Source organism: Methanospirillum hungatei JF-1, from assembly GCF_000013445.1.
Lineage (GTDB): Archaea > Halobacteriota > Methanomicrobia > Methanomicrobiales > Methanospirillaceae > Methanospirillum > Methanospirillum hungatei.
In genome coordinates this window covers 361,881-383,420 of record NC_007796.1, presented here as the reverse complement: position 1 = coordinate 383,420, position 21,540 = coordinate 361,881, and the positions used below count along the sequence as shown (strand labels likewise).

21 protein-coding genes are annotated in these 21,540 nt (G+C 44.3%); 5 read left to right on the top strand and 16 right to left on the bottom strand.

Annotated features, from left to right (window positions below; translation table 11 throughout):
* Nucleotides 1-111 precede the first annotated feature (111 nt).
* Both htpX and MHUN_RS01750 read left to right on the top strand, forming a co-directional pair.
* Nucleotides 112-987 (top strand): zinc metalloprotease HtpX, encoded by an 876-nt coding sequence (htpX, locus tag MHUN_RS01755; RefSeq protein WP_011447406.1) that lies wholly within the window; start codon nucleotides 112-114, stop codon nucleotides 985-987.
* A gap of 420 nt (nucleotides 988-1,407) precedes the next feature.
* Nucleotides 1,408-2,136, top strand: a complete 729-nt coding sequence (locus tag MHUN_RS01750) for a winged helix-turn-helix transcriptional regulator (RefSeq protein ID WP_011447405.1) — start codon at nucleotides 1,408-1,410, stop codon at nucleotides 2,134-2,136.
* 105 nt (nucleotides 2,137-2,241) lie between these two features.
* On the opposite strand, the gene MHUN_RS01745 is transcribed toward MHUN_RS01750, so the two are convergent.
* The 8 genes from MHUN_RS01745 to MHUN_RS01710 all read right to left on the bottom strand — a co-directional run bounded on the left by MHUN_RS01745 (nucleotide 2,242) and on the right by MHUN_RS01710 (nucleotide 9,906).
* Nucleotides 2,242-2,589, bottom strand: coding sequence for a P-II family nitrogen regulator (locus tag MHUN_RS01745; RefSeq protein WP_011447404.1), 348 nt, complete (start codon nucleotides 2,587-2,589; stop codon nucleotides 2,242-2,244).
* The gene (locus MHUN_RS01740) at nucleotides 2,579-3,319 is read right to left on the bottom strand and encodes a DUF1538 domain-containing protein (protein WP_011447403.1); all 741 of its coding nucleotides are present in this window, start codon (nucleotides 3,317-3,319) and stop codon (nucleotides 2,579-2,581) included. The genes MHUN_RS01745 and MHUN_RS01740 overlap by 11 nt, the downstream gene beginning before the upstream one ends.
* The gene (locus tag MHUN_RS01735) at nucleotides 3,316-4,014 is read right to left on the bottom strand and encodes a DUF1538 domain-containing protein (RefSeq protein WP_011447402.1); all 699 of its coding nucleotides are present in this window, start codon (nucleotides 4,012-4,014) and stop codon (nucleotides 3,316-3,318) included. Before MHUN_RS01735 ends, MHUN_RS01740 begins: the two co-directional genes overlap by 4 nt.
* Before the next feature lie 298 nt (nucleotides 4,015-4,312).
* Nucleotides 4,313-5,167 carry a universal stress protein gene (locus MHUN_RS01730; RefSeq protein WP_011447401.1) on the bottom strand — a complete coding sequence of 285 codons (855 nt, stop codon included), beginning with the start codon at nucleotides 5,165-5,167 and terminating at the stop codon, nucleotides 4,313-4,315.
* A 131-nt stretch (nucleotides 5,168-5,298) separates the two neighbouring features.
* Complete coding sequence (locus tag MHUN_RS01725) at nucleotides 5,299-6,207, bottom strand: DMT family transporter (protein ID WP_011447400.1); 909 nt, start codon at nucleotides 6,205-6,207, stop codon at nucleotides 5,299-5,301.
* A gap of 53 nt (nucleotides 6,208-6,260) precedes the next feature.
* Nucleotides 6,261-6,668: a type II toxin-antitoxin system VapC family toxin gene (locus tag MHUN_RS01720; RefSeq protein WP_011447399.1), complete on the bottom strand. Its 408-nt coding sequence runs from the start codon at nucleotides 6,666-6,668 to the stop codon at nucleotides 6,261-6,263.
* Nucleotides 6,665-6,907 carry a hypothetical protein gene (locus tag MHUN_RS01715; RefSeq protein WP_011447398.1) on the bottom strand — a complete coding sequence of 81 codons (243 nt, stop codon included), beginning with the start codon at nucleotides 6,905-6,907 and terminating at the stop codon, nucleotides 6,665-6,667. The genes MHUN_RS01720 and MHUN_RS01715 overlap by 4 nt, the downstream gene beginning before the upstream one ends.
* A gap of 281 nt (nucleotides 6,908-7,188) precedes the next feature.
* A complete protein-coding gene (locus MHUN_RS01710) occupies nucleotides 7,189-9,906 on the bottom strand; it encodes a cation-translocating P-type ATPase (protein ID WP_011447397.1) in 2,718 nt (905 codons plus the stop codon).
* Nucleotides 9,907-10,037: 131 nt separating this feature from the next.
* On the opposite strand from MHUN_RS01710, the gene MHUN_RS17080 reads away from it, so the two are divergent.
* The 3 genes from MHUN_RS17080 to MHUN_RS01695 all read left to right on the top strand — a co-directional run bounded on the left by MHUN_RS17080 (nucleotide 10,038) and on the right by MHUN_RS01695 (nucleotide 13,705).
* A complete protein-coding gene (locus MHUN_RS17080) occupies nucleotides 10,038-12,143 on the top strand; it encodes a methyl-accepting chemotaxis protein (protein ID WP_011447396.1) in 2,106 nt (701 codons plus the stop codon).
* Nucleotides 12,144-12,274: 131 nt separating this feature from the next.
* Nucleotides 12,275-13,012: an ABC transporter ATP-binding protein gene (locus MHUN_RS01700; protein WP_011447395.1), complete on the top strand. Its 738-nt coding sequence runs from the start codon at nucleotides 12,275-12,277 to the stop codon at nucleotides 13,010-13,012.
* Nucleotides 13,013-13,705 (top strand): ABC transporter ATP-binding protein, encoded by a 693-nt coding sequence (locus MHUN_RS01695; RefSeq protein ID WP_011447394.1) that lies wholly within the window; start codon nucleotides 13,013-13,015, stop codon nucleotides 13,703-13,705. It abuts the gene before it with no gap.
* A gap of 9 nt (nucleotides 13,706-13,714) precedes the next feature.
* Here MHUN_RS01695 and MHUN_RS01690 read toward each other — a convergent pair whose 3' ends face one another.
* The 8 genes from MHUN_RS01690 to MHUN_RS01660 all read right to left on the bottom strand — a co-directional run bounded on the left by MHUN_RS01690 (nucleotide 13,715) and on the right by MHUN_RS01660 (nucleotide 21,537).
* Nucleotides 13,715-14,692 (bottom strand): branched-chain amino acid ABC transporter permease, encoded by a 978-nt coding sequence (locus MHUN_RS01690; protein WP_011447393.1) that lies wholly within the window; start codon nucleotides 14,690-14,692, stop codon nucleotides 13,715-13,717.
* Nucleotides 14,689-15,570 carry a branched-chain amino acid ABC transporter permease gene (locus MHUN_RS01685; RefSeq protein WP_011447392.1) on the bottom strand — a complete coding sequence of 294 codons (882 nt, stop codon included), beginning with the start codon at nucleotides 15,568-15,570 and terminating at the stop codon, nucleotides 14,689-14,691. Before MHUN_RS01685 ends, MHUN_RS01690 begins: the two co-directional genes overlap by 4 nt.
* Before the next feature lie 28 nt (nucleotides 15,571-15,598).
* Nucleotides 15,599-16,924, bottom strand: a complete 1,326-nt coding sequence (locus tag MHUN_RS01680) for an ABC transporter substrate-binding protein (RefSeq protein ID WP_011447391.1) — start codon at nucleotides 16,922-16,924, stop codon at nucleotides 15,599-15,601.
* A gap of 314 nt (nucleotides 16,925-17,238) precedes the next feature.
* Nucleotides 17,239-17,796 carry a sensor histidine kinase gene (locus MHUN_RS17075; protein WP_011447390.1) on the bottom strand — a complete coding sequence of 186 codons (558 nt, stop codon included), beginning with the start codon at nucleotides 17,794-17,796 and terminating at the stop codon, nucleotides 17,239-17,241.
* 3 nt (nucleotides 17,797-17,799) lie between these two features.
* Nucleotides 17,800-18,294 carry a hypothetical protein gene (locus MHUN_RS17070; protein ID WP_011447389.1) on the bottom strand — a complete coding sequence of 165 codons (495 nt, stop codon included), beginning with the start codon at nucleotides 18,292-18,294 and terminating at the stop codon, nucleotides 17,800-17,802.
* Nucleotides 18,295-18,346: 52 nt separating this feature from the next.
* Nucleotides 18,347-19,042 carry a GNAT family N-acetyltransferase gene (locus tag MHUN_RS01670; RefSeq protein WP_011447388.1) on the bottom strand — a complete coding sequence of 232 codons (696 nt, stop codon included), beginning with the start codon at nucleotides 19,040-19,042 and terminating at the stop codon, nucleotides 18,347-18,349.
* A gap of 630 nt (nucleotides 19,043-19,672) precedes the next feature.
* The gene (locus MHUN_RS01665; RefSeq protein WP_011447387.1) at nucleotides 19,673-20,854 is read right to left on the bottom strand and encodes an ABC transporter permease; all 1,182 of its coding nucleotides are present in this window, start codon (nucleotides 20,852-20,854) and stop codon (nucleotides 19,673-19,675) included.
* Nucleotides 20,854-21,537, bottom strand: a complete 684-nt coding sequence (locus tag MHUN_RS01660; protein WP_011447386.1) for an ABC transporter ATP-binding protein — start codon at nucleotides 21,535-21,537, stop codon at nucleotides 20,854-20,856. The genes MHUN_RS01665 and MHUN_RS01660 overlap by 1 nt, the downstream gene beginning before the upstream one ends.
* Between the last annotated feature and the right edge of the window lie 3 nt (nucleotides 21,538-21,540).

Sequence of the window (21,540 nt, the reverse complement as noted above, 5' to 3'; positions counted from 1 at the left end):
CAGTGAGCTATCGATTTTCAGAAGAACAGAACAGGTCATTCGGTTCAGGTAGCTTATCGGATGATGAATCCTTATCCCATTCGGAGATAAACGTATTATCAGAGTTTATCTATGAAATGGAAACGTGACACCGGATTGTCGGGAAGGATCTTTTTCACCTGGATTCTGTTATTATTTGTTTATCTTGTCTTTATGGGAGTTCTCATTGCTCTGGGGCTTCCTTCTGTGTTCATTATAGTTATCGCTGTAGGAATGGGTCTGGTTCAGTACTTCTTTTCAGATAAACTGGTACTGATGACAACAGGTGCCAGAATCATCGAGAATGATGAATATCCTGAGCTGCACCGCACGGTAGAAAATTTATGTTCAATTGCACAGATCCCAAAACCCAGAATCGCCATCATGCAATCTCCCATGCCAAATGCCTTTGCCACTGGCAGAAGCCCGAACCATGCAGTTGTTGCGGTTACTGATTCAATAATGGCGACGCTGAACCGAAATGAACTAGAAGCAGTTCTGGCTCATGAACTTGCCCATGTCAAAAACCGTGACATCCTTACCATGACCGTCGCTGGATTTCTTGCCATGATTGCATCCATGATTATGAATAATTTCCTATTTGCTTCAATATTTAACCGTGAGCAGGGAGGAGCATGGATAATTGCAGGTATTGTTGCAGCAGTTGTCTGGGTTATCGCAACGTTGCTCATGATGGCATTATCACGGTACCGTGAATTTGCTGCAGACCGGGGAGCAGCATATATTACAGAGGATCCTGATGCACTCATCTCTGCTCTGCAAAAAATCAGCGGAAAGATGGATCGGGTACCTGTACAGACCAGAGCAGCAGCGGAAGGGGCTAATGCATTTTATATTATTCCTGCAATATCAGGTAAATCTCTCGCTGCTCTCTTTTCTACTCATCCGGCACTTGAAAAAAGGATAGAAAATCTCGAGAAGGTCCGCGAAGAAATTCGTGGTTATTAATTATCCTTTTTCTATTTTTTAAAAAAAATTATCCCAGGTTCTAAAAATTTCTAAATAGGGACACAATTTAACTTTTTACGACTCTTTCACAGAACTATCCATACCAGGTAAACCTTTAAAAAATATGTCCATCTGATCTCCTGATATTAACCTGGTTTTTCAGGGCTATCAGATGAACCGGGGGGTGATGTGTGATTTGTGTAATTAAATAACTATGTACAGATTTTGACCTTGTGAGGGGGTTTTAAAAGATAATGCGAAAAACTCACCTCCAGAGCTATTCAGTAACACTTGGTTACCGATAATATCATATTATCCGGTATTCTAAATACTCACTCTGGTCTGAAAAGCTACCTGTTGGGATCAAACATTACATGAGAGAATTCTTTTACCTTTCCACTACCAATAATAATTAGAATTATGCAATCAACCGGTTTTGGTTTTGCATTGGGCTTTTTCCTGATTTCTCTTGGCATTCCTCTGGAGTGCTGTTACCCGGAACCCCGGATAGTGTCGTTCAATGAACCGGACGAGAGAAATTCCGGGAGACAGAACACTGAAGGACAGGAAAAAAAGGGATCAGCACCTGATGTCAGATGGATAATCCCGAATTTTATACGAGACCTATGGTGTACCCCTTCTGGTTTGAGGGCCGAATTCAGGGGTTACCGAAGAATTACTCCTCAAAATGTTCTGGATCATCCTATCCGCCGGAAAATTTATGCACTGATATGCGAAAATCCAGGAATTGACCTTCATAATCTTGCCAGGAATTCCGGATGTAATGAAAATACTATCCGGTACCACGTGGATCGAATTGCTGAAGAAAAATGGATTACCATCTTTTATCAGGGAAAATCAGATCATTTCTTCGAAAACCACAATACATATTCCGAGGATGCTCAATTATTTCTCGCACGATATGCATCAGGCCTTACGGGGAGGATCCTGAAGGTGATACGACATAGCCCGGGAATTACCAGGAAAGACCTTGCTGACCAGCTTGGTATTGCCGGTCCAACGGTTACCCGGGCTGTGCAGGACCTTGCTCATGAGGGATCCATACGTCTGGAAAAGAAAGGTAAATTCACCAGGCATTATCTCTCAAACGAATCTCTTTCATTGATTCAACAGATAAAATCTGCATAACGTGTAGAAAATCAGGGATATTGTGAAAGATAAGAGATTCCTATAACCGGATCTCAAATCCTGATTTAAATGAAAGAGAAACAAATGAGGCCTATGAAATTGCCATCATTGAGTTTTATCAGGGCATCCACAGGCCATATGAACCCGACCAGCGATTTTTTCAAGGTTTATGACAAATGCAATGCCCATGCCCGGACTATCGAGTTCTGCTGCTCTTTCAATAGCTGAAAGAATCGTTTCGGTCTGATCCACTTCCACCACTGTCAGAATGATCTCTTTTTCCGGCTCGATTGGAAGACCGAAGACTGACTGGGTCTCGTGAATTCCCGTCCCCCTTCCCATAAGAACGGTTCCTCCGGATGCACCAGCTTCCCGTGATGCCTGGATTACCTTCTCAGACCATCCCTTTTTGACAATCGTCACAATCAGATTTTTACATCCTTCATGAATCATGATACATCTCCTTCTTTTTCATCTTAAAGATAATACCAATAATTAATAACATAAGAATCGGAGTGAGAAAAATTAATGAAATCATTCCAAATCCATCCAGGAGTGGATCTCTCCCTCCCATAGAATCAGCAACGCCGACCGCAAATGCCATAAGAAAGGTGACTGCCATCGGACCGGTTGCAAAACCGCCTGAGTCAAATGCAATTCCAATAAAGTCAGAATCACAAAACCGTAGCAGAATGAGAACAAGAAGATATCCACCGAAGATAATGGGAAGAAACGGAAAACCATACAGTATCCTGATCATACCCACACCCACTGATATGGCTACACCAATTGAAAGTGCATACAGGATGAGAGAGCCCTTAATATAGCCATTTGATGAGGTTTCAACCTGGTAACAGAGAACCCGGACTGATGGTTCGGCATATGTTGATAAAAAGCCCAGCATGAATCCAAATGGAATTAATAACCAGGTCTGCTCAATAGTTCCACATAATTCTCCTATCCTCTGACCTGCCGGGAGAAATGCTATCTTAACCCCCTGGAAGAACAGGACCATCCCAATGAGTGTAATGAGAAGTCCCTTCAGTAGATTAATAACATAATCTTTCGGCAGTTTCAGTGAAAGGACCTGCAAAATAAGAAAAAACAAGACCAATGGTGACAACGCCTGAATGACGTCAACGATGACATGATCAATATTGTCAGCAATCGGTAAATAAATCATAATGCCACAATCCCCATAATAAGAATTGAAATAACCGACCCTAGTGATGCGAGCCCTATAAGGCCAAATCCATCAGATATAGCTGAGCGACCCCCGAGGATTGAAGTAACACCAATACCCATCGCTAAAAATATCGGGCCATTAATTGACCCAATGGTGACACCCCCCGCATCAAATGCGATAGGAACATAGTCTGGAGGTGCAAAAAATAAAAGCAACAATACCAGAAGATACCCGCTGGAAAAAAGGTAAGCCAGGGGGACATTATAAATAATTCTGAAAATTGAGGTGGCAATAAAAAAACCACCTCCAACTGATATCACCATAATAAATTGGAGCCGCTCTATACTGTTTTCGGAAACGATCTGAATCATATCAGCCAGAACCCGGACATTCGGTTCAGCTATTGTTGCTAAAAACCCTAAAAAAAAGGTAGTCATGAGAATGATCACTATTGAACCGGAACGGGGAATGTCTGAACCTATGGCATTTCCAATCGGAATCAACCCTACATTTACTCCGACGAGAAAGAGGGCAATACCCAGTGTTACCATCAGGCTGCCTAAGATCAACACCAACGCATTTGATATAGAGAAGTCTGGTATGAAAAGGAAATGGATAATTAAAATGACCAATATAATTGGAGTTATTGCTTTAGAGATTTCAATAAACTGGGATTTGAAGTCTGATAACATATGAGTCTAAATAATGGAGATTTTTCAACCGATAGGATACGTAATTGTATAATGCAAATTTTCTTCATATAATCATAAATTCTGATTATACGATGAATTCCAATGAGCGTTCACTTTTAGAATACCAATCGTTTCACGATGTTTACTCTAAATCCTCATGCAGTGCAGGATAATAAAATGTACAACGATATCCTATCATAATAAAGTATCGATATGAACATTCTTCAAATCTCCAGCAAGATTTACAGCGATTGAAATATATAATAAACCCAAAAAAATTACACGAAAAAATTTAAAATTATTCTGATCTTCGGAGAATGAAAAGAGGTTTTTTAGCATTTCGTGCAATTGCCTCTGTTGTTCCACCAATGATTTTATGCACGAACCCCCGGGTTCCGGTGGACTTTACCACGATAAGGGATATATCCTCTTTTTCAGAGAACCGAATTATCTCATCTGCAGCATCACCAATCCTGACATGAGTTCTGACCGGAATGGATTTCTCTGGGCAGGAAATGACAATACTTTTTAACCTCTCTTCTGCTTCCATCACCGAACGATTTATCTCCTCATCTGTATCCCCTTTCGAGACAACATGGAAGAGATCCACAGATGAAACCAGGGGAAGAATATCTGTAAGAAGAGTTTCAATGTCAGGTTCTGAAAAATCAGTACATACCAATGCCCGTGTGAAGATATCCGGACAACGGACACCAGGTGAGAACTCTGAAACGTTTTCAGGTGGATGGATCAGGAGAAGACTGGATGGACAGAACCGGAGAATATCCCATGCCGTACTTCCCAGCAGTATTGTCTCGATGACTCCCCGCCCTCTTCTGCCCATCAGGATGAGTGAGACCTGCTCACGTTCTGCAACCCGGATGACTGCATCAGAGATCTCTCCTCCGGTAATCTCCTCTACGATGATCCGGACTTTTGACCGGGGCATCTCGATCAGATCCCGTACCTTTTCAAGTCGCAGCCGGGCATAGTCAGCCTCAGGATTTTCCCTTTCCGGAGAAGAGACAAGGTACAGACTTCTGGTGACATGGACCAGGATAACTTCACGTATCCGGGGAATGTTTTTCAGGCACCTGATGATGTATTCAGCGTCATCAGAGAAATCATAGGGTATCAGGACTTTTGTAAACATCAGTTATCACCTTTTTAGAAAATCTGTTTTCAATACAGTAAGAAGGGTCGTATGAATAAATAGTTTCTAATTTATCTCTGGTATAGATAGATGTATCCTCAATATGAGGTGTTCTGGTGATGAACTCATGGTCAGGATTCTGATTTTTCTCCCGGACTGGTGCTTGTTGATCCAAGATATATCGCTCCAAGTGTTAGCACAACACCAAGGACGGTGACACAGGTAAACGGAAGCCTGAAGATGAGAATATCCCAGATAAAAGCCCCGGCTGGTTGCAGAAGTAATATGAGTCCGACTTTAATCGGAACCGTAAAGGGAAGTCCTGCTGATATGAGCAGCCATGCAATAACCTGACATATTATGGCATAAGCAGCAAGATAGAGCCATGAATCAACACTTGGGACGTCGAAACTATCACCTGATCCGATAACCACGAGCCCGGTAATAATGGTGGTGAGGATGGATATCATACACAGATTCGCAATCTTCCCCTCCAGATCAAATGAAGTCTGTAAAAGACGGAGGAATAAAACATACCCGCCGTACCAGAACGCTGTTGTCAGTGCAAGCAGGACTCCCATCTGAAAACCATCAGAAGCAGTGCTCCATTGCACCCCGCAGATAAGATACAGGCCAATTATCGAGACCGGGATTGCAAGAATCAGCCGGGGGGTGACTCTGGTATGAAGGACAAGGACACTGAACGCTGCCAGGACAAAAACCTGAAAATTCCCCAGGATCGTCGCAAGTCCAGGGCCGATGAGGAGGATACTCTGGTGCCAGCAGATGAGATCAAGCGTATAGAAGATACTTGCAAGAAGGGCAATTCCCAATTGCCGGGGACCAAGCCATATTTTTCCCCGGATAAAGACCAGCAGCAGGAGAAGTGGAGGAAGGGATAATGCCATCCGGTAAAATGCAGAGGCACTCGCACTTACTCCGGAAAGAACGACAAAGACCGGTGATAAACTTATGAGAACAGCTCCAATGACAACGAGTAACTGACCATAGACAGGTCCCGGGTTTCGCAGAATGTTCATTGATAGGAAAAAAATTACCTTTTAAAAAGCGATAGATATTTGGATTGTTTCGCTCAACAGATACCAATCACATGTAACTCGGGAATTTTTTTAAAATCCCTGTAATTATCAGTAAGTATTCCATCAGATTCAACATCAAGGGCATGCTGACCGATAATCGCATCATTTGTCATTACATTCTGCCGGTTTGAAAGACCAATTGCACGAAGTATTGTTGAATTATCGATGGGTAGATATGTTATATGCGAAGAATTAAGGATTTTTATCATTCTTTTTTCCGATTCCTCTGAACCAAGAAATTTTCTTAATTTATAATGTACTTCAGAAACAATAATGGAATTTATGATAAACCGAGCATCATTCTCAACATAATCATGAATAATTGACCTTACAATGGGATATTCAGGTGAATCACCAAGGTTAGCAAATATCAGAATATTTGAATCGATAAAGATATTCATTGTCCCCAAATTTCATCATCGATTTTTCGAAGTTCCTGTGAGGTAACAGGCCGACCAAGGATTGCAGGATGATCAATGAGATCGATAAGAGAATCCTCTTGGGATACACGTTTCAATTGTATGGTAGAATTATTTAAAATTTCAATTTTAAATGAATCATGAGGTTTAATACCTAGAATTTCTTTTATTTCTCTTAAGGGAATAAAATAATCTTCCGTTACTTCAATAATTGTTGACATAACTAATCAGTAAGGATTTTTTGATGATAAATAATTGGTGAAGTACATATTAGTTACTTTTTCATTAAGATATAATCTTATATTTTTTTATCCAACAATAATACGATAGTTATATTTGAAAAAATGATTCGGGAATTATAGAATAATGCGAATTTTTCTGAAATAATTCAGAAATATTCGCTTAAACTATGCAGTGCATTTAGAGTGCAAGCCTTGGAATAATCTTTTTTTCAATCTGATTATTCCAAAACGTTTCGCAAGGCACTGTAATAATATATACATCATTCGGTTTTATTAACTCGTGGCCAGATTACCTTAAACAACTCCATGATCACAATAATCAAACATGCCGCTGCAAAGAGCACTCCCCACTGGGACAGGCTGACCGGCTGAAGCCCTAGGACATCCTGAAGAATTGGGATATGCATGGCAACCTGGTGTATCACCTGAGCTGCAATTACCGAACCGACCAGGAATAGATTTCTTGACAGGGGCATCTGGAATGCAGACACGTACTCTGACCGGCAGTTAAACACATGGACATTCTCAAGCAGGACAAAGAGCAGAACTGCAAGATTTCGTGCAGTATTCTCCTCAACACCGATTGAGATCATGGAGTACCAGGCAATAAACCCGATCAACCCCATTACCACAGATGAAACCAGGATCTGGCCGATCATCAGGCGATTGAATATTCCCTGTGACGGTGGTCGTGGCGGACGGTTCATAGCACCCTTCTCACCAGGTTCAAATGCCAGACCGACATGCTGAATTCCATTGGTTACGAGATTCAGCCAGAGCAGCTGAACTGCAAGGAGGGGTAAAGGCAGATGGGCGATAAGAGAGCAGGTAAAGAGGATCACCTCTGCCGCTCCGGTTGAGACGAGCAGATAGGTCACTTTCCTGATATTATCATATGCAAACCGCCCCTCCTCAATACCAGCAACAATTGATGAGAACCGGTCATCGGTGATGATCATCGCCGCATTATCCTTGGCAATATCGGTACCGGACCCCATCGCAACCCCAATATGGGCACGCCGAAGGGCAGGAGCATCATTGACCCCGTCTCCGGTGACAGCAACAAAATGACCCATCCGGATGAGAGCATCAACAATGGAGAGTTTCTGGACCGGGGTGACCCGTGCAAATACCCTGGCCTTCTGGACAAGGTCGAAGAACTCAGGTATATCAACCGACCCGAGTGCATCTATCTCCATTCCGGTGAGAATCTGATCCTGAGTATCGGCAATCCCCAGTGTTTTCGCAATGGCAAGGGCGGTTGCAGGATGATCACCGGTGACCATAACAACAGTAACCCCTGCTTTCTGGCAGGACTCAACCGACTCTCGAGCATCGGGCCGAACCGGGTCGATAAACCCGATATACCCGAGCAGCACAAGTGGAGGGAGACCCGATTTTATAGGATCTTCAGGAATACCAGGAGATACTGCTTCGGCAACTGCAAGAACCCGGTATCCGTCCACTGCAAGTTCTTCTGCCTTCGCAAGGAGGAGTGCCTGATCAACCTCCTCATCACCGGCAGCTGTTCTCATCCTGATACAATGAGGGAGAACTGCTTCTGCTGCTCCTTTGATACCAAACCGTTCCCCGGTTGCGTCAGTGAATCCCGCTGCTGAATATCTCCGTTCTGCTTCAAAAGGAATAAAAAGAGATCTTTCAACTGACTTCTGTATCAGTGACGTATCAAGACCCGATTTGTGTGCAAGTGCTAGAAATGCCACGTCGATTGGATCACCGGAGTGATGCCAGCCCTCATCAATTCTCTCCAGCTGAGCTTCGCTGCAAAGAGCAGCAATATGACAGAGTCGCTGTACCTGATGAAGATCAGTCTCTGAAAGATGTTCTCCTTTGTGCGTATGGATGCTCCCTTCACCAGTGTACCCCGTCCCGGTGACCTGAAACGAATCCCGTCCGGGGAGAAGAACAATATGGGCTGTCTGCTCATTCATTGTGAGAGTGCCGGTCTTGTCACTGGCAATCAGAGTGCATGATCCAAGGCTTTCAACCGCCGTCATCTTCCTGACTATCACATGCCGACCGGCCATCCGGTGAGCAGCGATTGAGAGAACGACGGTCAGAGCTACCGGGAGACCTTCAGGTATTGCTGAAACCGCAAGCGCAACAGCAAAGAAGAAGACATCGATGATTCCCATTCCCTGATAAACCGCAATGATGCCCAGAACTGCAGTTGCAACCAGAACTGCAACGGCAATATGCTGGGAGAATTTCTCCATCCTGATGATCAACGGGGGCTTTGACAGGGTGGTATCTGCAACTGCCACAGCGATCTTTCCAACCTCTGTGCAGATTCCCGTATTGACAATAAAACCTCGGCAGATACCACGGACTACTGTTGTCCCGGCAAACGCCATATTCTCCTGGTCACTTATGGGAATTTCTTCAGGAAGAGTGGTCACCTTTTTTGTAACCGGAACAGACTCCCCGGTGAGAACCGATTCATCAATTGAGCAGTCGGCAACCTGAGTTATCCTGAGATCTGCCGGGACCCGTGTACCTGCTTCAAGATAGACCAGATCTCCAGGTACCAGTTCCTCTGCAGGAATCCGAATCTCATGCCCGTCCCGAGTGACGACTGCAGTGATTCGAAAGAGTTGTTGGAGAGCTTTTGCACTCTGTTCAGCTTTCCATTCCTGAATCGTTCCAATTACTGCATTCACAAGGATGACAACGGTGATAAACGCCGTATCGGTCAGGTGGTCAAGAAACCATGACAACAGGGCAGCAGCTATCAGAACGTAGATGAGGGGGCTCTTGAATTGGCTGAGAAATATGGTGAATACAGATGCCCTTTTCGATTCAGGAAGCTCATTCTTCCCAAATTCCAGAATTCTGGTTGCAGCTTCCTGACTCGAGAGGCCCTTTTCTCCGGTTGCAAGTTTTTCATAGATCTCATATTCAGAAAGAGAATGCCAAGATATTCCTGTCCTGCAATGAGATGCTGTATCCCGGACCATACCACAATTCTATCGCTCTGGAATTAAAGCATTTCCCGATGAGACGGTAATTTAAAAATTTGGAAAGGGGCTTTGGCTACCATAGGTTATTTAAATTAGTGTTGCACAGTGAACATCATGAGGTGATCGAAATGCTGGAAAATGTGAAGATTGGAAAGAAGTTGATTGGCGGATTTATCCTTACTATTATCATAATGCTCATCATTGCAGGGACCGGTTTTATTTTTATCAGTGATCTTGCAGCGAAGAGTGAAGAGATGTATAACGACCGGTTAATTCCGATTCAGCAGATTGGTGTCATTAATGGTGCATTCACCCAATTCAGAGGTGATGTGTACAAGGGTATGCTGATCCCGGAAGAACGTACCGTCAACCTTGATTCTGCAGCAAGTGTACTTGCGTCAGTGAATGACCAAATAGCAATTATTGACAAATTAAATTTGAATGAAGAAGAGAGAAAAGTTTTTGAAAGTTTTAAAACTGCTTTCCAGGGATACAAAGTTGAGTCTGAGAAAACTATTGCTCTCATAAAAGAGAATAAAATACCTGAAGCGATTAGTTCTCTGGCCGCAGGAACCCCTCTGGCAAATTACCGAACTCAATGTAATGAGGCATTGAAAACCCTGATGGAAACTAACCTGAAAGTAGCTGAACAGATTAAGAAAGATAATGATAATAACGCAAATGCAGCGAAAACGACGATGATTATCGTCACCATCATCGGCGCAATCATCGGTCTTGGTTTTGCCATAGCCCTGACCCGGAGTATCACCGGGCCCCTAAGTAAAACCGTGGAGATGATCGATGAGATGGGACACGGGCACCTAGGTATGCGGCTCACCATGGACCGGAAGGACGAGATAGGAATCCTTGCTTCAACAATGGATACTTTTGCAAACAACCTGCAGCATGAGGTTATCGGGATTATGAAAAAGATTGCCGCAGGAGAAAAAGTAACCTCTGTTCCGATCATGGATGATCGTGATGAGATTGGTCCTGCTCTCAAGGAGACCGCAGAAACGCTCAGTGATCTGATTGAAGAGACAAAAACCCTGGCACATGCTGCAGAAGAAGGGAACTTAAGCATTCGCGGTGATGCAGACAAATTTAAAGGAGGATATCGTGAGATCATCGCCGGAATCAACAACACCCTTGAAAACATCATCGGCCCGGTCAATGAAGCCATGAATCTTGCCGGTGCATATGCGTTCGGAGACTTCACTGCTAGTTTTAGTGATAAGGTTTCAGTAAAAGGAGATTTCATACCATTCAAAGACTCTCTGAATAAGATCGGTATTGAAACTGGCAGGGCAATCGGGCAGGTAAAGAAGGAAGTGGATTCACTCCTTGCCGGGATGGAAGAGACCAGTGCAAGTGTCGAGGAAGTGACCGCCGGTGCACAAAACCTTGCCCATAACGCAGGCGTTGTCAGCGATCTGTCAGAAAAGAGCGGAGCAGGCGTTAATCAGGTTCTTCAGGCCATGAATGATCTGTCAACCACCGTATCTGCAGTTGCAACCCAGGCAAATGAAGTGGCCAATCTCACCCAGGAGACTGATGACCTCTCAAGACAGGGAGCGGAACTTGTCGGAAGGACAGATGCCGGAATGCAGAAGATATCAAGCTCCTTTAATGAGACTGATCATGTCATCGGTGAGATCGGAAAGCAGATGGAGGATATTGGAACCATTGTCAACGTTATCAGCTCAATTGCTGACCAGACCAACCTCCTTGCCCTCAATGCAGCGATTGAGGCAGCTCGTGCAGGGGATGCAGGACTTGGATTTGCCGTTGTTGCTGATGAAGTAAAATCCCTGGCACTAGAGTCACAACAGTCTGCAGAAAAGATTGCAAACCTCATTACCGACCTGCAGAAAAAATCACGTGCCGTTACCGAATCCATGAAAAACTCACTGAAAGATGTTGATGAAGGAAATACCGCTGTACGGGAGACCCTGACCGTCTTTAACAAGATTGCAGAGGCGATTGCGAATGTCTCGATCAGAGTCGGAGAGGTTGCCGGTGCCAGTGAAGAACAGGCAGCATCGGTTGAGCAGATAAGCGCCAGCGTTCATGAACTTGGAAATCTCATAGAACAGGCGGCAAAAGAAGCGGTTGATTCATCAGCAGCAACTGAAGAGGCTTCAGCAGCCCTTGATCAGATAACCAGAGTCATCACCGATGCAACTGCATCAATAGACCGCATTTCCCAATCTATGGGTAGATTTACCACCTGAATACCCCTTTACATTTTTCCGGCATCTATTTTTTGATACTTTTTTGCACTTCACCTGGATCCTCCTACTGAATGATAGATTTATGATACATGCTAACATATATCATGACATAGCATCGCACGGTGATCGATATGCTCAATGTGAAGTGTGTCTCCAAATCTTTTGGCGGACTACAGGCGGTCCGCAATGTGGACATGACACTCAGGGAGGGAGAGATCCTTGGGCTGGTCGGGCCGAACGGGGCTGGAAAAACCACACTCCTGAATATGATATCCGGAGTCTGCCGACCGGATGCCGGAGGAATTTATTTCGAAGAGGAGAATATCACCCGGCTCACTCTGGATGCCATATGTAAGAGAGGTATTGCAAAAACATTTCAGCACCCGCGTTCTTTTCCAGGTCTTTCCGCAAAGGAAGGAGTACTGATCAGTGCTCTCTATGGAAACGGGCATAAACCCGGTATGAAGCAGGCCCAGGTGGAAGCAATTGAATGTCTGCAGCGTGTTGGATTTCCGGATGAAAAACTGGACTGCCCGCTTGGTACCCTCAATACCATCGACCTTCGCAAGACACAACTGGCCCGTGCCCTGGCATCAAAACCAAAAATGCTCCTTCTTGATGAGATTATGACCGGCCTAACTCCAAGCGAAGGGAAAGAGGCCATCAAATTGATCCGGTCCCTTCGAGATGAGGGATTGACCATTCTCATGATCGAGCATGTGATGAAGATCATCATGGAAGTATCAGACCGTGTTGTTGTTCTGGATCAGGGTGAAAAGATTGCTGAAGGGACTCCAAGAGAAGTCGCTGCAGATGAGCGAGTCATCGAGTCATACCTCGGAGAACAATACCACTTCCAGGAGCACTAAGTGCTGAACATACAAAACCTCACCGTCTCCTACTCCCATCTGCAGGTTCTCTGGGATGTCAGCCTGGAGGTCAAAAAAGGGGAGATAGTCACCCTTATCGGTTCGAATGGATCAGGGAAGACAACTCTGGTCTCTTCAGTCATGGGATTTGTTCCTGCATCCAGTGGAACAATTACCTTTGCCGATACGCCTATCACCGGACTTCCAACGTATGAGATTGTCCATCACCATCTGAACCTGGTCCCGGAAACGAGGAAATTATTCGGAAAGATGACCGTAAGGGAGAACCTGATGCTGGGATCCTATATGAATCATAAGGACTTTGATATTGAGTACATCTATTCCCTCTTTCCAATCCTACAGGAGAGACAGGACCAGTATGCCGGAACACTCAGCGGTGGTGAGCAGCAGATGCTTGCAATCGGGCGATGCCTGATGTCTGGTCCGGAGATGATCATCCTTGACGAACCTTCACTTGGATTATCTCCGAAATATGTTCATACTGTCCTTGATACCATCAATGCACTCAATAAAGAAGGGCTTACCATCCTACTTGTGGAGCAGAATGTGAAACGGGCCCTTGAGATATCACACCGTGCCTATATCATTGAAAATGGAAGAATTGTCCTCTCCGGACCTGCAGACAAGATGTTACATGATCCCCATGTAAAAGAAGCATATCTTGGCATGTGATCAATGTGATCACTTTTCATCTCCCGTTTTTATCCTTTTTAAATATTGTAATCGTTCCGGAAGACTGACCAGACCCTTTGGCAGGAATATGATCGTCAGGATGAGCAGAATCCCAATCACAATAAACCGCTCATACGTAAAGCCGAGAGCATTTAGTCCTTCCCAGAGAAGACTGATAACAATAGTTCCGATGATCGGCCCTGCAAGTGTTCCAAGCCCGCCGGTTATTGAATAGATAATCGGCCAGAAAGAGATATCAGTCCCGAATATCTCAGGAGAGATGTATCCGAAATGACATACCTCAAGGGCCCCTGCTATTGCCGTGATAAAAGAACTTATCCCAAACGCAAAGAGCTTGAACGGGACCGGGTTTATCCCTGATGCCTTCGCTTCCATCTCATTCTCACGGATTGCTGCAAGTGCAAGTCCAATCTTTGATTTGAGCAGCAGATGAAAGACCAGAATGGAGCCGACAGCGATTGCAAGGATACCATAGTACTCAAGGTTTGGTGACCCCGGAATTGATGAAGGGATAAGCTTTGGAACTGCAAACCCATCCCATCCGCCGGTGATGGGGCTCAGCTGACTTATCACAATAAGGGTCTGGATGATGACCGCAAACCCGAATGTCACCATGGCAAGGAACCATTCCCGGAGTCTTACACAGGTCATTCCGATAAGAACACCAATTCCGGCTGTGACACATGCTCCTGCAAAAACTGCGATAATCAGCGGGATACCGGAGTTAATAGCGATGAGAGATGAAAAATATCCGCCCAGCCCAAAAAAGGCAGCATGACCGAGCGAGCCCTGGCCTGAGAAAGTAAGAAAATTCCAGGCCGACGCATAGATGATAAAAATCAGCATCAGGATAAGGACTGTCCGGTAGTACTGGTTTGATCCCACAATGACCGGAAGAAGAATAGCCACGATGAATGCCAGCACCGCGAACTGATATCTTCTCTCCTGGAGAAACTGAGGGATCATTCACTATCCTCCCCAAAGAGACCTGTTGGACGGATAATAAGCACAATGATCAGGAGAATAAATGATACAGCATCCTTCCATGCACCACCAAGGGTAAAAGCAGTCCCGTTCTCAACAAGACCAACAGCAAGACCTCCGACAATTGCACCGGGAATACTGCCAAGACCTCCCAGAATAATGATTGCAAATGCCTTAATGGCCGGAATGGACCCCATATACGGATTAAAGACCTGGCCGCTGACTGCCCAGAGTGTCCCGGCTGCTCCTGCAAGGGCCGCACCAATGCCAAAAGTTACCATATCCATCCGCTCGACATTGATTCCCATCAGCATCGCACCTTTCCTGTCCTGACTGGTAGCCCTGATTGCCTGGCCGGTCCAGGTGTGATGAAGAAAGATATACAGGCTGATGAGCAGGATAGCCGTAACCGCCATGATAATAAGATAATCAAGCGGGACCTGAATAACTCCCAGATCAACACTGATATCTCTGAACGGACTCTGTATAGTCTTCCATTCATCAGTCCATATCCTGGCAACCAGGTTCTGAATGATATAAATTAGTCCGATACTCACGAAGATCTCATTCAGTTTTCCAGTCCCGAGAATAGGTCTGAAACAGAGCCTTTCTACGATAACTCCTATCACCACAAGAAGCGGAATTGAGGCACAGAGAAGAACATAGGGATTGAACCCGCTCATAACGAAGAGAAAGAAGGTAATGTACGTTCCCAGCATAAGAAATTCCCCATGGGCAAAGTTCACAATCTTCATGACTCCGAAGATAAGATTCAGCCCTGTTGCCAGGAGGATGTAAATACACCCGGTGTATAATCCCCAGAAGAGAACCTGGGTGATTATGTCAATATGTAGGTCCATTCCTGCGATCCTTCTTCTAAAAATGTGATCAGGGAGATCCCGGCTGATACCAGTCAGGGATCACAAATCCGGTCTCACGGATTGATTCAGGCCATACGATATGTGGTCTGATCTCTCCTACAGCCGGATCCATCTTCATCTGTTCAACATACAGGTCAAAACTGCTCTCCTGATAATCAGGACTGAACCGGATCACCTGATCTTTCATCACTTCAATCATGTGGTCCATGGAAATCTCTGAAAGAGCCTTTCGGACTGCATCTTTCTGTACCGTTCCTGCATTTTCGATGGCTTTTGCAGCGATATATACGGATTCATACGTTGCAGCACCCATCATTCCGGCAAACCCGCCATACTTTGTCTGGAAATCCTCAAGGAATTTTTTCGTTCTTTCAGAAGTACTGCCTTTCGGGATGGCATATGGTGAGAACCTGCTCTCCATCAACGTGTAGTCCCCTAACGCTCCAACGCCTGAATAGTAATCAGGGTCATCATTGTTCTCAATTGAGAGGATGAGTGTATCAAGACCGACATCCCGCCTGGCCTGCTGGGTGAGCGGGATCAGTTCATTCAGGAAGGTGACCGCATAGATGATATCCGGTTTTTTCGCTTTTACCGAGGTCAGAGCAGTCCTGAAATCAGACTCTCCCATCTTGAACGTCTCTTCGGCCACGATCTCAATTGGGAGGTTTAAGTCTTGTGTCAGATTTCTGACCGCTCCCTGTTGTCCTTTTCCAAAAGGACTATCCTGAAAGATAAGTGCAAGCCGGAGCGGACGGTCATCGGGAAGATTGAATTTTTTATAAATCTCCGGCCGTACCATTTCATCTATGAAAAGGATGCTAGCTTTGGCTGAATCATCTGTGTTGGGTCGGTGGAAGAACATATAACTGGTATCGATGTCATCACGATGGGATACTGAGGTGCTGGAACCCCCGGAGATGATATAGGGGACTTTATTGTCGGCAACGATGGACTGGTGGGCTGACACAACCGCACTTGAGTACCCCCCGACCAGAAGATCAACATTATCCTGGGTGATTAGCTTGGAGACGGCTTTTATGCCTCCCTCACGGGTTGACTCATCATCACCCTGGACCAAAGTAATCGGGATCTTTTTATTCAGATCTTTCACAAAGACCCCGCCTTGTGCATTGATCTCCTGAGCTGCCAGTTCTGCAGACTGCCAGATGTCTTTTCCGGTTGTACTCGCCGGACCACTCATTGACGCAACCACTCCGATCTTAATCGATTCGGCAGATTCAGAAGCAGGCTGCTCGGTGCACCCGGAGAATAAGAGTGCCCCGATAATGACGATACTCATTACCAGGCTGTATGGAACCCAATGTTTCATGTCTGTTCACCGTGCCATGACATGCCATGACATACTTCTGTATATGATTAGCAACTTTATAGAAATTATGGTATATCATTCAAAAAGAGAGGTTTGCCGCGTTCTTGTCATCACACCCTGTTCGCCGGTTAATAAAATCATGGAGCACAGAACTCTTCCAGTCTGCCAAGAAGCAGGTCTGCAAGAGGGGCGATGGTTATTGCAGGGATCACTCCATTAAAAATGCCCAGAGGAAACCTTACAACTCGGATCGTCTGGCAAAAGGGACGATTTAAATTCGTGAATAATACCTGATGAACGCTTCAAATAATAACTCAAACCGGAGAAGATTCCTGATAATACCGGTAACAATCCGGAGGAACAATAATTTCAAATCTCGATCCAGTTCCGAATACACCAGTCTCTTTCATTGACAGACCGGTGATAGAAAGTATCTCACGTGACAAAAAGAGACCCATCCCCGTGTTTTTACCATACCCGCGTTCAAATATTTTCTCTTTTTCACCGACAGGAATTCCACAACCGTCATCCTCGTACACAATAACCAGATTATCACCTTCTGTTCGGGTAGAGAAGAGAATATTTTGAAACTTCCCCCCATGACGAATGGAATTGTCGATTAGATTATGGCATATAAGGGGAAACAATGGATCTGCATAGATCTGAATCATTCCCATCGAACTGGAAAGATGTATGGATTCATGACAAAAAGTCTTCTGTATCTCTTCAAACTGCTCAGGAAGGCTGTGCCAGATTGGCTCTTTCACACCAATGTCCTGATAATTACGGGTAAATTCCAGTTGCCGCCGAATTGCATCAGCAATCTGCTGCTCTTTTTTGATAAGATCACGATGGGCAGGATTATCAGTCATATCTTAAGATATATCCATATATCCAAGAAGAGAGGTCAGATGATTCAGAATATCATGCCGGGTGATGGATGAAAGAAGGTTTAACTTCTTATTTGCCATTCGAAATGCTTCTTTCGTCGTTTCAAGTTCCTGATTCTGAAAAGCCAGCTCATCTCTGAAATGAGTCATACATTCAACCACTGAGCCGGCAATAAATGCAATGACACAGAGCATAATCGCACGCAATACTGGTTCAAATGAGAGAAAACCCTCATTCAAATAAAAAACAAAGATATGAAGCATGCCAAAGAAAAATGCCAGATATACTGCATATCGTTTGAACCAGATCGCTGCAAGAATAATAATCAGGTAAAACAGGTGAGTATACGCATATGGGATCTTCAGATAATAATGAACAATAATTTCTAAAAGGACACCTAATAAAATGAAAAATATTAGTGATCTTACCTTTGATTTAATGATAAAAACCTGACAAAAGTCATCAATTTTTATAGGCATTCCCTCATGATAGTATAAGAACTACATGCTACTCATAAGTATCGATTCATATTCAGGGGAGAGGAACCAGGTTTTTTACGACCAATGAAATCCCCCCGTCAAGACCGGTAAAAAAATGCTCCCCGTTGATGCAGCAGGTATCATACTCAATGCATCCAGCCAGTTCAAAATCACAGGAGGAAAAAACCTGAAGGGAAGCAGAAGAGGTACAATCTGCAATGACTTTTGAAAACCCCAGGTTCTTGCCATGCTCCACCACAGTATGTATAAGCGAACAGCCAATTTTTAATCGCCGGTATTGTTTATCAACCCCGATCTGGAAGATATGTAGTGCTTCTCCGGGAGAAAGTTCTTCAATTTCTAAAAACCGGTGTTCAAGTTCATCGATGAGAATGACTGTTTCATGAAAGTGGGAGAGGAACCGGACCATCTCCTCCCCTTCATCCGAGATATCCGATTTCAGGTCAAGACAGAAGATAAAACCGATGATATCACCGGTCACGCTGTCCAGGGCAATGAAACTCAGGTTCTTCGGAATGAGAGATCTGACATATATCTCCGCATACCGGATGAATACAGATGGATCAGGGGCATGAAGATAGGTAGTCGGCTCATCAGATATGAAAACATCCGAATAGAGTTGAGCAGCTGCTTTGTAATACTCAGTACTCAAGGGAAGTATCTGAATAGTATCCGGAAGAGGGGTGAGGAGGTTAGTTTTACCTATTAAATTCTGAAATATTGTCATAAAGTTATATCCATAGATATTTACATAGTGTATTAGATAGCATGAATGAAAAAGAGAGAGCCATTGAATATTATACAATAAACTTCGCCATCTCTTTCGTAATATGATCAGTTGCTCTCATTCCATCAGATGCCAGAAGTACCTGATACCCTGCCTGATGAACAATTTTGGCAGCGATCTGAAAATTATTTTCATTATCATCAACAAAAAGACCAATATGTTCTTTTAATTAGCCTTGTTCCGATTGTAAATTTTCCATAATGATGACCATTTCATACTTGAAAAGTAAAGAAATTATAGAAAAATCAGGTATTATCCAATTATTTCCGGATTACTTCCATTGAAATACAAAATCATTCATATGACATATGTCTGATGTACGGGAGAGCCAATGTGATACGGGGAGTATTGGTTCTTCTCATTTGTGATCGGATGATTCCTGGTGGCAGGGTACATAGTCAGACAGATCATAGCGATTCAGACATCTCACCGGGGAAATACTCCATTGGAAAATACCGGATTTACTTTCTGTACCTCAAACCAGGTACACATGACAAGTCATTGGATTATTATGTAAAAATAGAGGATATGACTGGTTGGAAGATTCAACCAGATGGTTGTGTGTTCTTGTTATTCTGCCCGGAGAGCTTCTATCGGGTCCATCTGGGCTCCCCTCCAGGCAGGGTATAAACCGGACAGAATACAGATGATAAGACCGACAGCCATAGCATATGGAAGATGGATCAGACTATCATAAGTGAAGAAATATTTCGTATTTCCAATCATGATATGGATAAAAAAATACCCCATGATAAGACTGAGAATCATCCCGAGAGTTGCACCAAGAATCCCTATTAATGCAGCTTCATAGACAAACATCCTGAGAATCTCTTTCTTTTGTGTTCCGATACTCCGGAGAACACCAATTTCCCGTATCCGTTCGGTAACAGACATCATCATAATGTTAAAAATAGAGACTGCGGCCACAAGCAGGGATATACTGGCGATAAGTGTAGCAAAACTAGTAATCGTGGAGACAGAGGAAGAGATCATGGAGACCATCCGGCTGCTGTCCTGAACCCGCACCGTCTCTTCTCTCCGGTTCATCTGTGAGTCAATATCATTGGATACGGCATCGGCATCATTTATATCATGCAATACGATATTGACCTGGTTGTACTCATCCTTTGCTCCAAAAGCAGATTCGTACATATTCTTCGTCAAAATAACCGCATTATCAGTGCTCAGATCCATGGACATACCCCGCGGTTCGATGATGCCTGACACCTTCACTCCTGAACCTCCCACGGTGAACCTGCTTCCCACTTTGAAATCATTATCTTCAGCAAATGATGACCCTATGAGAACGGAATTATCACTGCTCGGGTAACCTCCGGATGTAAGATTATTGAGGATGGTCTTCATGTCACTGACTTCAAGGCCATAGACCTGTGTGTTCCATTCATCTTTCCCTTTTTTCACCTTCGCACGGATGGAATGAACCCCATATACATACCCGTATTTGCTCGCAATCTTGTAGATATTTTTATACTGACTTTTTGTCAGATTGTCACTTCCGGAAGACATGCCCGGAGGGCCGCCCCCACCTCCCTTTCCTGAATATGGACTTACAATCAGTTTATCAGCCATAGCAGAGAGAGACTCGGTTACAGAAGCGGTCATATTTGATCCGAGCATGCCCATACAAGCAATAGAGATGATACCGATGGTAATCCCGATGGCAGCAAGAATTGACCGGAGGAGATTAATTCTGACATTCCGGACAGCCATAGCAAAGATAATATCTTTCATTACGAACCATCCCGGACGATTTTTCCGTCCCGTATTGTAATTATCCGGTCAGCCTGTTCTGCAATAGTTGGATCGTGAGTGACAATAATGAGGGTTTTCCCCTTTTCATTCAGCTTTTTCAGGATCTTCATAACAAGAACACCGGTTTTTGAGTCCAGGTTGCCGGTTGGTTCATCACACAGGAGAATTTTTGGATTATTAACGAGGGCACGGGCTATTGCTACCCGTTGCTGTTGCCCTCCGGATAATTCACTGGGTTTATGTTTGGCTAGCTCCTCATTGATCCCGACCATGGAAAGAAGTTTTGAAACCCGGCCGCTGGTGTCCTTTTTCCGGTACTTCAGTGTATATGGATATTCCACATTCTCATACGCAGAAAGGAGAGGGAGCAGATTGAATTTTTGAAAGATAAATCCTATTGTCATGAGACGGAGACGGGTGAGCTCATAATCATTCATCTGAGTGATACTCTTTCCACCAATCTTCAGATCTCCGGAGGTCGGAACATCCAGACAACCCAACTGATTGAGGAGCGTGGATTTTCCTGATCCAGACGGGCCGATGATTGCAACAAATTCCCCTTTTTCAATAGAGAGGGAGAGGTCATCAAGAGCCATGACATCTCCCGAAAGAAGGGGATATATCTTGGTGATATGCTCAAGACGAACTACTTCATCTGCCATATC

What these genes read in the sequence shown, in the direction of transcription:
- htpX (WP_011447406.1), top strand. Translation starts at nt 112, where the DNA reads ATGAAATGGAAACGTGACACCGGATTGTCGGGAAGGATCTTTTTCACC.
- MHUN_RS01715 (WP_011447398.1), bottom strand. Translation starts at nt 6,907, where the DNA reads ATGTCAACAATTATTGAAGTAACGGAAGATTATTTTATTCCCTTAAGA.
- MHUN_RS01745 (WP_011447404.1), bottom strand. Translation starts at nt 2,589, where the DNA reads ATGATTCATGAAGGATGTAAAAATCTGATTGTGACGATTGTCAAAAAG.
- MHUN_RS01700 (WP_011447395.1), top strand. Translation starts at nt 12,275, where the DNA reads ATGCTCAATGTGAAGTGTGTCTCCAAATCTTTTGGCGGACTACAGGCG.
- MHUN_RS01735 (WP_011447402.1), bottom strand. Translation starts at nt 4,014, where the DNA reads ATGTTATCAGACTTCAAATCCCAGTTTATTGAAATCTCTAAAGCAATA.
- MHUN_RS17080 (WP_011447396.1), top strand. Translation starts at nt 10,038, where the DNA reads ATGCTGGAAAATGTGAAGATTGGAAAGAAGTTGATTGGCGGATTTATC.
- MHUN_RS01665 (WP_011447387.1), bottom strand. Translation starts at nt 20,854, where the DNA reads ATGAAAGATATTATCTTTGCTATGGCTGTCCGGAATGTCAGAATTAAT.
- MHUN_RS01685 (WP_011447392.1), bottom strand. Translation starts at nt 15,570, where the DNA reads ATGGACCTACATATTGACATAATCACCCAGGTTCTCTTCTGGGGATTA.
- MHUN_RS01740 (WP_011447403.1), bottom strand. Translation starts at nt 3,319, where the DNA reads ATGATTTATTTACCGATTGCTGACAATATTGATCATGTCATCGTTGAC.
- MHUN_RS01730 (WP_011447401.1), bottom strand. Translation starts at nt 5,167, where the DNA reads ATGTTTACAAAAGTCCTGATACCCTATGATTTCTCTGATGACGCTGAA.
- MHUN_RS17070 (WP_011447389.1), bottom strand. Translation starts at nt 18,294, where the DNA reads ATGCCTATAAAAATTGATGACTTTTGTCAGGTTTTTATCATTAAATCA.
- MHUN_RS01720 (WP_011447399.1), bottom strand. Translation starts at nt 6,668, where the DNA reads ATGAATATCTTTATCGATTCAAATATTCTGATATTTGCTAACCTTGGT.
- MHUN_RS01680 (WP_011447391.1), bottom strand. Translation starts at nt 16,924, where the DNA reads ATGAAACATTGGGTTCCATACAGCCTGGTAATGAGTATCGTCATTATC.
- MHUN_RS17075 (WP_011447390.1), bottom strand. Translation starts at nt 17,796, where the DNA reads ATGACTGATAATCCTGCCCATCGTGATCTTATCAAAAAAGAGCAGCAG.
- MHUN_RS01710 (WP_011447397.1), bottom strand. Translation starts at nt 9,906, where the DNA reads ATGGTCCGGGATACAGCATCTCATTGCAGGACAGGAATATCTTGGCAT.
- MHUN_RS01750 (WP_011447405.1), top strand. Translation starts at nt 1,408, where the DNA reads ATGCAATCAACCGGTTTTGGTTTTGCATTGGGCTTTTTCCTGATTTCT.
- MHUN_RS01690 (WP_011447393.1), bottom strand. Translation starts at nt 14,692, where the DNA reads ATGATCCCTCAGTTTCTCCAGGAGAGAAGATATCAGTTCGCGGTGCTG.
- MHUN_RS01660 (WP_011447386.1), bottom strand. Translation starts at nt 21,537, where the DNA reads ATGGCAGATGAAGTAGTTCGTCTTGAGCATATCACCAAGATATATCCC.
- MHUN_RS01725 (WP_011447400.1), bottom strand. Translation starts at nt 6,207, where the DNA reads ATGAACATTCTGCGAAACCCGGGACCTGTCTATGGTCAGTTACTCGTT.
- MHUN_RS01670 (WP_011447388.1), bottom strand. Translation starts at nt 19,042, where the DNA reads ATGACAATATTTCAGAATTTAATAGGTAAAACTAACCTCCTCACCCCT.